Genomic DNA, 14,368 nt, shown 5'->3' on the forward strand with positions numbered 1-14,368 from the left:
AGTTTTCTATGCTAAAACTTATATAAAGATTCAAAAAAGTAATAAACAATTACAGAAAAAGGGGAGAGACGAATGAAACCACGCACAATGTTTGAAAAAATCTGGGACAATCACGTCATCCACGCGGAAGAAAACAAACCCAGTCTGCTATACATCGACCTGCATCTTGTGCATGAAGTAACATCTCCGCAGGCGTTTGAAGGATTGCGTCTCGCGGGCCGTAAAGTGCGGCGTCCGGATTTAACGTTTGCGACCGTCGACCACAACGTGCCAACAACAAACCGCTCCCTTCCGATCGAAGATCCAATTTCCCGTCAGCAAATTGAAACGTTGCAGCAAAACTGCAAAGAATTTGGCATCACGCTGTTTGACCTTGACAGCAAAGAGCAGGGCGTTGTTCACGTCATGGGCCCGGAACTCGGCTTGACGCACCCGGGCAAAACGATCGTATGCGGAGATAGCCATACATCTACTCACGGAGCCTTCGGCGCGCTCGCCTTTGGTATCGGTACAAGCGAAGTGGAGCATGTGCTCGCGACCCAATGCCTGCAGCAAAAAAAGCCAAAAACGCTCGAAGTGCATGTGGAAGGCGACCTCCCGCTCGGCGTAACGGCAAAAGACTTGATTCTTGCTATTATCGCAAAGTGGGGCACAGATTTTGCCACCGGATACGTCATTGAATATACGGGCGAAGCTATCAAAAAACTGTCCATGGAAGAGAGAATGACCGTCTGCAATATGTCAATTGAAGCAGGCGCACGCGCAGGGCTGATCGCGCCGGACGAGACGACATTTGAATATTTAAAAGGACGCCAGTTCGCGCCAAAAGGCGAAGAATGGGATAAGGCGGTAGAAGCCTGGAGGAAGCTCGTGACCGATGAGGGCGCGGAATACGACCGTCGCGTAGTCATCGACGCATCCACCATCGAACCGCAGGTTACATGGGGCACAAGCCCGGGCATGGGAATCGGCATTACCGGCGTAGTTCCGGCGCCAGAAGATTTTGCGACGGAAAATGAGCGCAAAGCGGCACAAAAAGCGCTGGAATACATGGGCCTCGAGCCACACACGCCGATGACTAAAATCCAGATCGACCGCGTGTTCATTGGTTCCTGTACGAACGGACGCATCGAAGACTTGCGCGCCGCAGCGAAAATCGCCAACGGCTACAAAGTTGCGCCGCATGTGCAGGCGATGGTTGTACCAGGTTCCGGGATGGTAAAGGAGCAGGCGGAAAAAGAAGGGCTGGATAAAATCTTCATTGAAGCTGGTTTTGAATGGCGCGAGCCGGGCTGTAGCATGTGCCTAGCGATGAACCCGGATGTACTCGCTCCCGGCGAACGCTGCGCTTCCACTTCAAACCGCAATTTTGAAGGACGCCAAGGCCGCGGTGGACGCACGCACCTCGTAAGCCCGGAAATGGCAGCGGCAGCCGCAATCGCCGGCCATTTCGTCGACGTCCGTAACTGGGAAGTAAAAGCAAAGGAGGAAAAAGCACATGGAACCGTTTAAAAAGATTACAAGCGTGGTTGCTCCGCTCGACCGTGTCAATGTCGATACAGACGCAATTATCCCGAAACAATTCTTGAAGCGCATTGAACGCACCGGTTTCGGCCAGTTCCTGTTCTATGAATGGCGCTTTGACGAAAACAACAACCCGAATCCGAATTTCGAATTAAATAAGCCGCGCTACAAAGGAGCGCACATCTTGCTTGCGCGCAACAACTTCGGATGCGGCTCATCTCGTGAGCACGCGCCGTGGGCTTTGCTCGATTACGGTTTTAAAGTAATTATTGCACCGTCTTTTGCGGACATCTTCCATAACAACTGCTTTAAAAACGGCATTTTGCCGATTGTACTGCCGGAAGAGACGGTGGACAGGCTGTTCCGCAACATAACAGAAACCGAAGGCTATAAGCTGACCGTCGATTTGGAAAACAATAAGATTACAGATGAGCAGGGCCTTGAAATTGCGTTCAGTGTGGATGCATACCGCCGCGAGTGCCTGCTCAAAGGTTTGGACGATATTGGCATCACTCTGATGCATGAAGACAAAATCGCCGAATATGAAAAAAATTATCCAAGCTATTACAAAATCGCGCAATAAATCATTAAAAAAAGCCGGAAAAACTTGTGAACAAATGTCTCGCAAGTTTTTCTGGTTTCTGTCTCCTTATTCTTCAGCTACTTTTTAATACGGTGCAAACGGATATGGATATGGTGTCGGATACGGAGCGGGGTACGGATACGGTGCCGGATATGGATACGGCACATACTTTTTACTGTGTCCAAAAAGGAACGGGGTTAGGAACAAAAACGGAATAATGGGCCAGATCGAGCCGCGCTCATCCTGTACATAACCATAGTGGTGCGGATATGACACAGGATACACATATTCAGTGTACGGAAATGAATGCTGTTCATAGGTAAAAGCGGGTTGTTTGTTTTCCATAATGAGCCTCCACATTCATTCTTAATGTAGTCTTCATATGCTACTACACTATGATCATGCAAAGCGAATGCCCCTCTTTTTGCACAAAATAGGCTCCCAGCCCAGCTCATCCGCTTCTCTTACACTTCTTACGCCAATTTCTCCAATTCGTTCAATGCTTGTTCAAACACATCAAGCGCCCGTGAAATAACTTCAGGGTTCCGCAAATCAACCCCGGCTTTTCTAAGTACATCAAGCGGCGGTGCCGAGCCGCCCGCTTTCAGGAATGCGAGGTATTGTTCCCGCTTTTCTGGGCCGCCGTGCAAAAGCCTATCCGCGAGCGCGGTCGCTGCCGAAAAACCGGTCGCATATTGGTACACATAGAAATTTTTATAAAAATGCGACACACGCGCCCACTCATAGCCAACATTCGGATCTAGCGTAAGCGCCGGCCCGTAATACTCGGCCACCAGCTTCCGATAACGTCGCACCAAATCATCGGCTGTCAACGCTTCTCCCTTCTCCGCCGCCTGATATATATCGCGTTCAAATTCGGCGAACATCGTCTGGGCAAACAGCGTCCCTTGAAACGTGTCCAGGTAGCGGTTTAACAACATGGCCCGTTCTTTTTTATCCTTGGCCTCTTCAATCCAGCGGCGCAAAAGCAGCGATTCGTTGACTGTCGATGCGACTTCCGCCACAAAAATATCATAATTTGCGTTCAAATAGTTTTGTGTCTTATTGGCGTAATACGAATGCATGGCATGTCCCATTTCGTGCGCCATCGTCAGCACATCATCCAGCCTTCCGTTGTAATTTAAAAGTACGTACGGCGGATACCCGTACACCGCAGTCTGGTAGGCGCCGCCCGTTTTTCCTGTGCGGCTGTAGACGTCCATCCAGCGGTTTCTAAATGCTTCCTCCAGCTTCTGCTGATACTCTGCGCCAAGCGGCGCAAGTCCTTCCCGCACCATCGTTTTCGCTTCGCTAAGCGTGTACTCCCGCTTTTTTCCTCGAATGAAAGGAACATATAAATCATACTTATGCAGCGCTGAAAGCCCCAGCATTTTTTTTCGTAGCGCCGTATAACGATGCAGCAAATGAATGCGATGGCGCACGGTTGAAATTAATTGATCATATATACTTTCCGGAATGTCGGATGCGTGCAACGCGGCGTAACGGGCAGACGGATAACGCCGCGCCTGCGCATATACGACATTCCTTCTTACTTCTCCTGCAAGCAATGAAGCGAACGTGTTCCCATATTGCGCGTATGTGCCATAGACCGCTTCAAACGCACGGCGGCGCACGGCTTGCTTCGGGGAAGTCATGAAAGAAACGTAACGTTCGCGGGTCAACGGCACGCTTTTTCCTTTTTCATCTTTGATGGAAGGAAACGCAAGATCCGTATCAAGCAAAAACCGGTAAGCCTGAGCGGCTGTCCCCATCGCTTCCCCGGTCAACGCAAGCAATTTTTCTTCTTTCTCGGATAAAATATGGCCTCGTTCTTTGCGTAACTCACTAATATAGCGCCTATATTTGACCAGCTTTTTTTCTGCATGGTACATCCGTTCCAGCTTTTTGTCATCAAGCCTTGCGAGCTCCGGGCCAATAAATGAAGTGGCGAGCGTCAGCTTTTGCGCCGTCCGCCGCGCTTCATGCAATCTTTGCTGTGCGATTGAATCGGTAGTATGCGTATCGAATTGTAGTTGGGCATATACATATGCCTTTTCTAGCTTACGGGATGCTTCTTCTTGCTTCGAAAGCGCCTCATATAAATGATGTGCATGATCTAATTTTCCTTTATAAGAAGCGATAAGCGCAGCCTCTCTCACAATCGATTGAATATCTTTTTGCCAAGCATCTGATGAAGCGTACAACCTTGTAAGGTCCCATGTATCCGCAATAGCGGGGCGCTCGTGCAAGGTAGGGGGAGTTGCTCTCTCCGCTGTGCGGAATGTGGGAACCCCGAGTCCCCCGCTGCCCACAATCAGCCATACACCAACCGCCATACCTGCGAACGGAATCAGCAACTTTTTGCGCATTGCCCCCATCCGCCTCCTTCTCTGCATTTTCTTCCTAATTTTTTGCAAAGAAAGAGGGAAATATGTAATTTTCTTCTTCTACATAGAGAAACACTTGTCAATGAGCGCCATGCGGACGAACAGGCCGTTTTCCGCCTGACGGAAGTACGCGGCGCGCGGGTCATGATCCACCTCGACCGCAATCTCGCCAGCACGCGGCAGTGGATGCAGTACGATGCTATCTTTTTTCATCACCGAGAGCAAGGCATTATCAATGATATACTTGCCGCAGGCTTTCTCATACTCGTCAAGCGACGTAAAACGCTCTTTTTGGATGCGGGTCTGATAGAGCACATCTGCCGTTTTTGCCACTTTCTCCAAATCGTGTTCTTCTTCGTACGAAACCCTTTTTTCATCCAGATATTTTTTCACATATGTGGGAATTTGTACGTTTTCCGGAGCGGTGAACGAAATGTGAATCTTGTTATAATTGGCAAGCAAATAAGACAAGGAATGAACCGTACGTCCGTTCGCCAAATCTCCGATCATGACGATATGCAGATCATCCAGACGGCCGAGTTCTTTTTTAATCGTGTACAAATCCAAAAGCGACTGCGTCGGGTGTTCCCCCGCGCCGTCTCCTGCGTTAATAATCGGTACGGTCGCCACCGCAGCAGCGCGTTCAGCCGCTCCAATATCCGTATGGCGAATAACGATAACATCGCTGTAGCTGGATACGACACGAATAGTGTCTTCCAATGTTTCCCCCTTAATGGTGGACGAAAATTGAGCCGCATTTTCTGTTCCGATTACCTTGCCGCCAAGACGGGACATTGCCGACTCAAACGACAGGCGCGTCCGGGTGCTCGGCTCAAAGAAAAGTGTCGTCATCACTTTATTGCTGTAGCGATCGCTTCCACCTTCCGCCACCACCCGTTCCATTTCTTTGGTTTTTACAAAAATCTCGTCCAATTCCGGACGGGTAAATTGCTTTGCTCCTAATACATGGTACAGTAACACGATGGTTTCTCCTTTCATATGTATATGAGTGCATAGAAAACCACTCTGACGAAAATCAGAGTGGTTGAATCTACTAAAAGAGTGGTAAGGTCCCGTTCAGCGCCGTTTTTCACGCTTGCCCAGGTCGCCCATCTTGTCCTCGCTCGTTTTCAGCCAGCGTTTCATCATGGCTTCAAAATCTTCTTTCGAGCTGTTCTGACGTCCGCCTTGACTGCGGTTCTCATCCCGCTTCTTAAAAGCGCGACGGTCATCCTTCTTTTCTTCATTGATCCTCATAGTTAACGAGATTTTACCGTCGTTTTTAATCTCCAGCACTTTTACAGTCACTTTGTCTCCTACTTTGACAAATTGGTTAATATCCTCGACATAAGAAGAAGCAATTTGTGAAATATGGACGAGTCCCTGCTTGTTCTCTCCGAGATTAACAAAAGCGCCAAAAGATTGAACTCCTACAACGGTACCTTCCAAAATATTGCCGACAGCGATGTTACTCAAAAAATGTTCCCCCTAAAAGAATTTACTATACGTTTACTATACATGAAACAAAAAGAATAATAAAGAACTTTGCGGCCAGCAAAATACAAGTCATCATGCGTCATTTTTCTATTACAGTATTTCCAGTTTACCAAAAAGGTACTCCTTTGCTTACTCGGAGCAACTGTCCACACCTTCTCCGGCTTGTTTTTCCTCCGCGCGCGCTGTAAACAAAATAGACGCTACTTCTTCGCCAGGATCAAGCTGTACCATGGTGCGTCCGACAGAACCCTGATCGTTTACTGATAAATGCTTGCAGTACGCCTCCCAGTCGATCCGTACTTCACGGCCTTTATCCGTGCGACCCAGTAGACCGTGCTTCATCTCTCCTTCAAGGAACGCAACTTTCACCTCATGCGGCTGCACTTTGCGGCGCCGAATTACGAGCACGCCCTTACCGCTCCGGCCCTGCGTGGTAAACTGGGTGACGAAAGTGCGCTTGATGACCCCTTCTTTTGTGATGATTTGTAACACATCTTCCGCTTCTGGCTTCACTACGAAAGAAGCCACGACACGCTCACCTTCCTCAAGCTTCATGCCACGCACACCTGCCGTATTTCGTCCAGTCAGCGGCACCTCAGCCACAGGAAACCGAATCGCCATACCACCGGAAGACACAAGCAGGAACTCATCTTCCTCGCCACACATATGCACTGTTTCAATCTTATCATCGTCTTTTAGCTTCACCGCGACAATGCCGCGCTTTTTCTGGGTTTTGCTGTATTCTTCTCCTTTTGTCCGCTTAATCATACCGCCTTCGGTCACAAATGCGAACGATTCATCCGCTACACGATCCAGTGAATCTACTTTGTATGCGGCCACAATTTTCTGCTCTTTGCTAAGGGGCAAGACATTGACCAAGCTGGTGCCAATGTCTTTCCAGCGGCCATCTGGAATTTCGTGAACCGGAATCTGATAGAAATATCCATCATTCGTAAATAAAAGCAGGTGGTGGATTGTATTTGTCCTGAAAAAATAGCGTATCGTGTCGCTTTCTTTGACGCCAGCCGTTTCGATAGAAGCACCGGAACTGTTAAACGAACGCAGCGACGTCCGTTTAATGTATTGCTCCTCGGTAATCGTAACGATCACTTCCTCTGCCGGCACGGTAACAGAAATATCAACTTCTAGGTTTTCAATTTCATCTTCGAGCGTCGTCCGGCGATCATCGCCGTATTTATCGCGGATTTCGCTCAGTTCTTTTTCCAGCACTTTGTTCAGTTTTTTCTCGCTCTTTAGGATTCCCTCCAGAGCGGAAATTTTCTTGTTCAAATCTTTTTCTTCTTTCTCGTACCTTTTAATATCCAGGCGTGTTAACTGATGCAAGCGAATATCAAGAATGGCCTCCGCTTGCTCATACGTGAAAGCAAAATTCGCCATCAAACGATTTCGCGCGTCTTCCCGTCCGTCCGAATCCATAATCGTATCGATCACCTGGCGCAGAATGGAAATCGCTTTAATGATTCCTTCTACGATATGCAGACGTTTTCGCGCCTTCTCCAAATCATGTGTCGTCCGGCGGGTAATTACTTCTTTCTGGTGTGCGATATAAGCGCCGAGAATGCCTTTCAAACCGAGTTGCTGGGGACGCTCGTCAGCGATCACAAGCATATTGAAGCTGTATGAAATCTGCAAATCTGTCTTTTTGAACAGATAGTGTAAAATGCCATCCACATCAGCATCCTTGCGCACCTCAAGCACAATTCGCATGCCTTCGCGATCCGTTTCGTCCCGTACTTCAAGCAGGCCATCCACGTTTTTCTCAATAATTTCTTCTTCAATTTGCGTGACAAGCGCTTTTTTCTTCACCGTATACGGAATCTCATCGACCACGATTAGCTTTCGTCCTTGCTTGCCGTTTTCCATATGGGTCCTTGAGCGGATAATCATCCGACCGGCTCCCGTTTCATACGCTTTTTTAATCTCTTCCCGACCCTGGATAATGCCGCCGCCCGGCAAATCGGGGCCCGGAATATATTTCATCAACTCATCGAGCGAAATGTCCGGATTATGAAGCAGCGCAATCGTCCCATTTATAACTTCCCGCAGGTTATGCGTCGGAATTTCGGTGGCAAACCCGATGGAAATCCCGGTCACGCCGTTTACGAGCAAATTCGGAAAACGCGCAGGCAGCACGGTCGGCTCTTTCGATGTATTGTCGTAGTTCGGAATAAAATCAACCGTATCCTTTTCAATATCACGCAACATTTCCATCGCGATCGGCATAAGACGCGCTTCCGTATAACGCATCGCCGCGGCGGTATCGCCATCTACCGTACCCCAATGACCATGCCCGTCAATGAGCGGTTCGCGCATTTTGTGCGGCTGAACCAGATTCACCATCGTCTCATAGATGGATGAATCACCGTGCGGGTGATAGTTTCCCATAACGTCACCAACCGTCTTCGCCGACTTGCGATACGGACGATCTGGTGTGTTTTTTTCTTTGTACATTGAATACAATACTCGGCGTTGCACAGGCTTTAAGCCATCCCGCACATCCGGGATGGCCCGCGATAAAATGATATAGCGGGCATAATCGCTGAACCTGGAGCGATATACATCCCGCACGCTCATCTGTAAATACTCTTCATGCGGTAATGACATTAGCTCTTTATTCCTCCTCCATTACAAACTTCACGTTGTTTTCGATCCACTCGCGGCGCGGCGGTACTTTATCGCCCATTAAAATAGTGACAATTCGCTCCGCTTCTGACGCTTCTTCCAAATCCACCTGAATCAGCTTGCGTGTAGCAGGATTCATCGTCGTGTCCCACAACTGTTCTGCGTTCATCTCGCCAAGCCCTTTGTAGCGCTGAATTTCTGCCTGGCTGCCCATTTTCTTCTGCGCAACAATTCGCTCTTCGTCCGTCCAGGCATAGATGATTTCCTGCCCTTTCTTTCCCTGCTTGTACACCTTGTACAGCGGAGGTTGCGCAATAAATACTTTGCCGCGTTTGATAAGTTCAGGGAAGTAACGGTAGAACAGCGTTAGCAGTAAAATCTGAATATGCGCGCCGTCATAATCGGCATCCGTCATAATAATAATTTTGTCAAACGCGCAATCGTTGGCATTGAACTCATCACCGATCCCCGTGCCAAGAACTTCGACAATCGTGTTGATTTCTTCATTCCCGTTCGGGCCAATGACTTCATAAATTTTCTTCTTTTCCACGTTAATCGGTTTCCCGCGCAAACTCAGCACTGCCTGAAAACTGCGGTCGCGACCATTAATGGCAGAACCGCCCGCCGAGTCACCCTCAACGATAAACAATTCATTGCGCGCAGGGTCTTTTTTGCTCGGTGGCGTGTACTTGTCACTTATGGTTCGCTTGCCCTTCTTTTTGCCTTTCTTTCCGGAACCCCGCAACGCTTCCGCCGCCTTCTTAATTTCTTCTTTAATGCGGCGTGACTCAATGGCCCGCTCAATAATCAAGCGGGCGATATCTGGATTCTCTTCAAGGAAGAAGCTCATTTTCTCACTGACAAACGCTTCGACCGCAGACCGAGCTTCCTCGCTGCCCAGCTTGTCTTTTGTCTGGCTTTCAAACTGCGGATCGTCCATCCGAATGCTGAGCACCGCCATCAACCCTTCCCGGTAATCATTCCCGGTCAGGTTTTTGTCATTTTTCTTCAAAAGCGCGTTCTTACGCGCGTATTCGTTGCACACTTTCGTAAACGCATTGCGGAAACCGGACACATGCGTTCCTTCATCGATGGTCGGAATCGTATTGACATAGGAGAGCAGGTTTTCCGACGTGTTATCGTTATATTGAAAAGCGAGTTCAATTTCAATTCCGTCCTTTTCGCCTTCAAAATATACGATATCGTGCAGCGTATTTTTTCCATCATTTAAATATTCAATGAACGCTTTAATGCCTTCGTCAAAGTGAAACGTCTCCTTCCCAGGCGCACCCGGGCGCATATCGTGCAGATGAATGGTGACGCCCTTTAACAAAAATGCATTGTCGCGCAGCCTCTCGCGCAAAATGTTATACTGGATGTTAATGTCGCCAAAGATACGCTTATCTGGAAGAAATGTGACCTTTGTTCCAGTTTTTCGCGTCGTGCCGACGATTTCAAGGTCGGTCACAGGATGACCGGCTTTAAAATCTCCGTCCGCTCCCTCCACATATTCAAAACGTTGGCGGTAGATATGGCCGTCACGGTAAATTTCTACCTCAAGCCATTCGGAAAGCGCGTTCACGACGCTGGCTCCCACGCCATGTAGTCCGCCTGACTTCTTGTATCCTTCTCCGCCGCCGAACTTACCCCCGGCATGGAGAACGGTAAAGACGACAGTAGGCGTCGGAATGCCTTCGTCTTTATTCATCCCGGTCGGGATTCCGCGGCCATTGTCTTCGATACTAATGCTTTTATCCGGATGAATCGTAATTTTAATGGTATCGCAATAACCGGCCAACACCTCGTCTTTGGAGTTATCGATAATTTCCCAGATAAGATGGTGCAAGCCGCGGCTGCCGGTTGAACCGATATACATCCCAGGTCTGACGCGAACAGCGGTCAAACCTTTGAGGACACGAATATCATCATCGCTATATGCTGTTACATTCAGTGATACGCTTGGATGACTCAAATCTATCCCCTCCTGTTTCTTTCATTACAATGTACTTGTTTTTATAGCGAAAAGCAATATTCGCCAATTTAGCTGCCGTTCGTTTCCTCTTCTATTATACACAAAACTTCAAAGAACAAGAACGTTTGTTTGTGTGCAGAATTTTTAAAAGAGAAAGAAAAACGGAGCGGATACAGCTTCCGCTCCATGTCTGTTTATTTTCCGATAAACGGGGCTACCGCCTGCTTCAGGCGAACGGTCGCCTGTTTCGGGTCCGGCTGCCCGACGATCGCTGAAATGACGGCCACGCCATTTGCCCCCTGTTCCATAACTTCTGCGCAATTTTCAGCAGTAATGCCACCAATCCCCACGATCGGCAAAGCCGAAAACTTGCGAATTTCCCCGATCAACGCTGGCGTTACTGGATCGCCTGCATCCGCTTTGCTACCGGTTGCGTAAATCGCGCCGACTCCTAGATAATCGGCTCCTTGCTCAATTGCCCAGCGCGCTTCTGCCACCGAAGACGCCGAAACACCGATAAACATATGGTCACCAATCAGTTTACGCGCCTCACCCGCTGGAAGGTCATCCTGTCCGACATGCACTCCGTCCGCGTCCAGCAACATCGCTACATCTACCCTGTCATTGACAACAAATAGCACATCGTGCTCACGGCATAGTTCCCGCATTTTCCGCCCCACTTCCAATACCCGCCGGAGAGGGGCTTTTTTCTCGCGTAATTGCACAACATCGACACCGCCCTCGATAGCCAGGCGGACAGTTTCCAGTGCGCTACGTCCTCCCGCGTTATCGATGCCAAGCACAAGATAGACGCCCAAACGTTCCTGCCATGCTTCTGGGTTCATTGCTATCCTCTCTTTTCTTTTGTTTGTTTATTTTTCTGTAATATCTGCCATTTCGATAATTTGTGCTTCTTCGAGATTGTACAGCGCATCAAGAAGTGCAATCTGGTACGAACCCGGGGCAGATACAATTTGTCGCGCCAGTTCCGCAGCGACACCGTAGCTCGCAAGTCCCGCGGCTGCCGCGAACACGAAATCTTGTTCTACGGCGGCATAAGCCCCAAGAATGGAAGTAAGCAAGCACCCGGTGCCAGTAACCCGGGTCAACATCTCGTCTCCGTTACGAATCATATACAGCTTGTCAGGCCCGGCCACCACGTCCGTTTTACCGGTAATCGCAACAACCGTGCCCAGCGCTTTCGTCGCCTTTCTGGCAAGTTCTTCCGTATCTCCGCCTTTCTCTCCGGCATCCACACCTTTAATCTCCCATGACTCGCCGATTACATTGGCAATCTCCGCTGCATTGCCGCGAATAATGGCAATATCAAGTTCGTTGACAATACGACGCGCCATTTCCGTCCGAAATGGCGTCGCCCCGGCTCCGACCGGATCAAACACAACCGGAACCCCGTGCTTATTGGCCGATTTTCCGGCGATCAACATTGCCTCTACCGTTTCCCTCGTGAGCGTGCCCATGTTCAGCACAAGGGCACCCGCAATCTTCGCCATATCAGCTACTTCTTCAGGAGCGTACGCCATCACCGGGGAAACGCCAAGCGCCAATAACCCATTAGCCGTAAAATTTGTTACCACTACGTTTGTTATATTATGTACAAGCGGTTTTTTTTCACGCAGCTTCAAAAGCAAAGCTGCAGCCTCCTGTCCAAGCATAACATTTCCTCCTTTTTATCTTAGTCGGACATGAAAAAAACTTGTGCCAATCTTAATATAATCTTAATGCTAACAAAACAAAATACTTACATACCTATAGTAGTATAATGAGTGGATTGATCTCCAAAATCATGCCACATTCTGTGGCAGCCCCATTCTCTTTGGTCCCGGCCATTTAGCCGGGACAATTTTTAACACAATCTTAACAAAATGATGATACAAAATTCGTATTCTGCGTGTATTCTAAAACTAAGCATAGTCTTGTCCCACTGCCTCTTACCCGAGCTTAGGAGCATATGGGCACACCTCTTTTCAATTGAGCCTTCTTCCAGGCTCTTTTTTTTATAGTTATGTAGCACAACTTAGGGGCCACATATTTTAATGCGCCCCCGTTACTCTTCCTTGTCGATCCACTCTAAGTCCGGCGTCGCCACCCATTCCGGTCTAAGCCCCCTCTGGGCGGCATACTGTCTAACCCATTCGTTCATTACCTTCTGTGTCCCTTGATACTGGCAAATGATTTTCCGTATCGCTTCATTCAATTCTTCCTGTTCTAGCCCTCGATGCCTTTCTCTAAATCTCATGATACGAAGATTGGCCTTTACGTTATTTTCTATTTTGGCAAACGCGCTAATATAACGAATCACACTCGCTTGGTCAGCCGGATTCATTTCATCCATAACATAACGATCAGTCAATTCCGACAAGCTCTTTCTGAGTTCATCCGGCTCCATCTTCTCTTCGTAAACACGCTGTGTCACTTCATCCATATACAACTTAATCTTTTCCGACTCTACTAAATCTCCAAAAAGGAAAGTGAATACTGAATCACTAATTTTTTTGCTCTTTTTTTTATGAATCGTGCATCCATTTTCTGTGCCCATATTCGTCCACCTCATTTTCCTGTTATTATAATACTACGAAAATGAGCACTAAAACAGCATATATCTATCTACAATATAGTTATTTAGAATGATTTATTCCCTCCTCTTTATATAAATATTCAAGGCTTTTGCCATAAAATTCATTCGTTTCTCATCGTAGAAGACAAGTGGATAGGAAAACACAAAGAGTCTTTTGCCCTATTATTTTACCAGCATTCCTTTCAACACAAAGGCTACGTTAGCCGGGCGCTCGGCCAGACGACGCATAAAATATCCATACCAGTCATTGCCATACGGTACATAAACACGCATCGTATAGCCCTGGCGCACCAGTTCAAGTTGTGACTGGGGACGGATGCCGTACAGCATCTGAAATTCAAATCTGTGCCGTGGAATGTTATACCTTGCAACAAGCTGCTTTGTAAATTCAATAATTTTATCGTCGTGAGTGGCCACTGCCGTATGGCTTCCACTCAAAAGATGCGCTTTAATGATACGCTTATAATTTTCATCCACGTCTTTCTTGTCCGGATACGTCACCTCAGGTAATTCTTTATACGCACCTTTAACGAGCCGGAGCGGCACACCACGCAGCGTTTCCACATCTTTTTCCGCCCGGTATAAATAAGCCTGAATTACGGTCCCCACATTGCTGTATTCCCGGCGCAATTCACGCAACAAGTCAATCGTTATCTGACAATGACTGTAATCTTCCATATCGATCCTTACAAAATTTCCGTATTTCTTCGCCCTTTCCAAAATACGTTGCATATTGACGCGGCACAAGTCTCTGTCAATATCAAGTCCAAGCTGAGTCAGCTTTAGCGAAAGATTGCTTTTGACTCTTGCCGCGTGAATCGCATCAAGAGTACGAATACAATAATCAGCTGCTTCCACCGCCTCTTCTCGGCTCGAGACAAACTCGCCGAGATGGTCAAGCGTGCATACGAGCCCCTGCTTATTCAATTCTCTTACCTTGTTGATCGCTTCACGAATCGTTTCTCCTGCTACAAAACGGTGCGCGCCGAAGCGAAGGCCCCACTTTTTCGCCGCCCGATTCAGCGTCCTGTTTTGCGACAGAAATAGAAAAAATTTTTTCATAGCCGTCTCGATGATCATATCTTTCACCTTCCTGTCCTACGTCTTTCCCGTATCCCCAGGATCGCTTCTCTCCTGCCATCCATGCGCCAAAAATTGTACATTCA

At 48.1% G+C, this 14,368-nt stretch carries 12 protein-coding genes; 2 read left to right on the forward strand and 10 right to left on the reverse strand.

Annotated features, from left to right (window positions below; all coding sequences use genetic code 11):
• The first annotated feature begins 72 nt into the window (after window positions 1–72).
• Both leuC and leuD read left to right on the forward strand, forming a co-directional pair.
• Window positions 73–1,512 (forward strand): 3-isopropylmalate dehydratase large subunit, encoded by a 1,440-nt coding sequence (gene leuC / locus BLR88_RS02830; protein WP_057899002.1) that lies wholly within the window; start codon window positions 73–75, stop codon window positions 1,510–1,512.
• Window positions 1,499–2,107: a 3-isopropylmalate dehydratase small subunit gene (gene leuD / locus BLR88_RS02835; RefSeq protein ID WP_091259891.1), complete on the forward strand. Its 609-nt coding sequence runs from the start codon at window positions 1,499–1,501 to the stop codon at window positions 2,105–2,107. The genes leuC and leuD overlap by 14 nt, the downstream gene beginning before the upstream one ends.
• Window positions 2,108–2,191: 84 nt before the next feature.
• Here leuD and BLR88_RS19325 read toward each other — a convergent pair whose 3' ends face one another.
• The 10 genes from BLR88_RS19325 to BLR88_RS02885 all read right to left on the reverse strand — a co-directional run bounded on the left by BLR88_RS19325 (window position 2,192) and on the right by BLR88_RS02885 (window position 14,276).
• On the reverse strand, window positions 2,192–2,452 hold the full coding sequence (locus BLR88_RS19325; protein WP_057899004.1) for a hypothetical protein: 261 nt from the start codon (window positions 2,450–2,452) through the stop codon (window positions 2,192–2,194).
• A 128-nt stretch (window positions 2,453–2,580) separates the two neighbouring features.
• Window positions 2,581–4,476, reverse strand: a complete 1,896-nt coding sequence (gene pepF / locus BLR88_RS02845) for an oligoendopeptidase F (protein WP_175493542.1) — start codon at window positions 4,474–4,476, stop codon at window positions 2,581–2,583.
• A gap of 78 nt (window positions 4,477–4,554) precedes the next feature.
• Window positions 4,555–5,469, reverse strand: coding sequence for an aspartate carbamoyltransferase (gene pyrB / locus BLR88_RS02850; protein WP_408863343.1), 915 nt, complete (start codon window positions 5,467–5,469; stop codon window positions 4,555–4,557).
• Window positions 5,470–5,571: 102 nt separating this feature from the next.
• Entirely contained in the window at window positions 5,572–5,970 is a 399-nt protein-coding gene (locus BLR88_RS02855) for a S1 RNA-binding domain-containing protein (protein ID WP_057899006.1), read from the reverse strand.
• 150 nt (window positions 5,971–6,120) lie between these two features.
• Window positions 6,121–8,616, reverse strand: coding sequence for a DNA topoisomerase IV subunit A (gene parC / locus BLR88_RS02860; protein ID WP_082706007.1), 2,496 nt, complete (start codon window positions 8,614–8,616; stop codon window positions 6,121–6,123).
• A gap of 7 nt (window positions 8,617–8,623) precedes the next feature.
• The gene (locus tag BLR88_RS02865; protein WP_175493543.1) at window positions 8,624–10,606 is read right to left on the reverse strand and encodes a DNA gyrase/topoisomerase IV subunit B; all 1,983 of its coding nucleotides are present in this window, start codon (window positions 10,604–10,606) and stop codon (window positions 8,624–8,626) included.
• 194 nt (window positions 10,607–10,800) lie between these two features.
• On the reverse strand, window positions 10,801–11,451 hold the full coding sequence (thiE, locus tag BLR88_RS02870; protein ID WP_057899007.1) for a thiamine phosphate synthase: 651 nt from the start codon (window positions 11,449–11,451) through the stop codon (window positions 10,801–10,803).
• 27 nt (window positions 11,452–11,478) lie between these two features.
• Complete coding sequence (gene thiM, locus BLR88_RS02875; RefSeq protein WP_057899008.1) at window positions 11,479–12,279, reverse strand: hydroxyethylthiazole kinase; 801 nt, start codon at window positions 12,277–12,279, stop codon at window positions 11,479–11,481.
• A gap of 392 nt (window positions 12,280–12,671) precedes the next feature.
• Entirely contained in the window at window positions 12,672–13,163 is a 492-nt protein-coding gene (locus tag BLR88_RS02880; RefSeq protein ID WP_057899009.1) for a hypothetical protein, read from the reverse strand.
• A 201-nt stretch (window positions 13,164–13,364) separates the two neighbouring features.
• The gene (locus BLR88_RS02885; RefSeq protein WP_091259921.1) at window positions 13,365–14,276 is read right to left on the reverse strand and encodes a proline dehydrogenase family protein; all 912 of its coding nucleotides are present in this window, start codon (window positions 14,274–14,276) and stop codon (window positions 13,365–13,367) included.
• Between the last annotated feature and the right edge of the window lie 92 nt (window positions 14,277–14,368).

Source organism: Aneurinibacillus thermoaerophilus (genome assembly GCF_900099925.1).
Classification (GTDB): domain Bacteria; phylum Bacillota; class Bacilli; order Aneurinibacillales; family Aneurinibacillaceae; genus Aneurinibacillus; species Aneurinibacillus thermoaerophilus.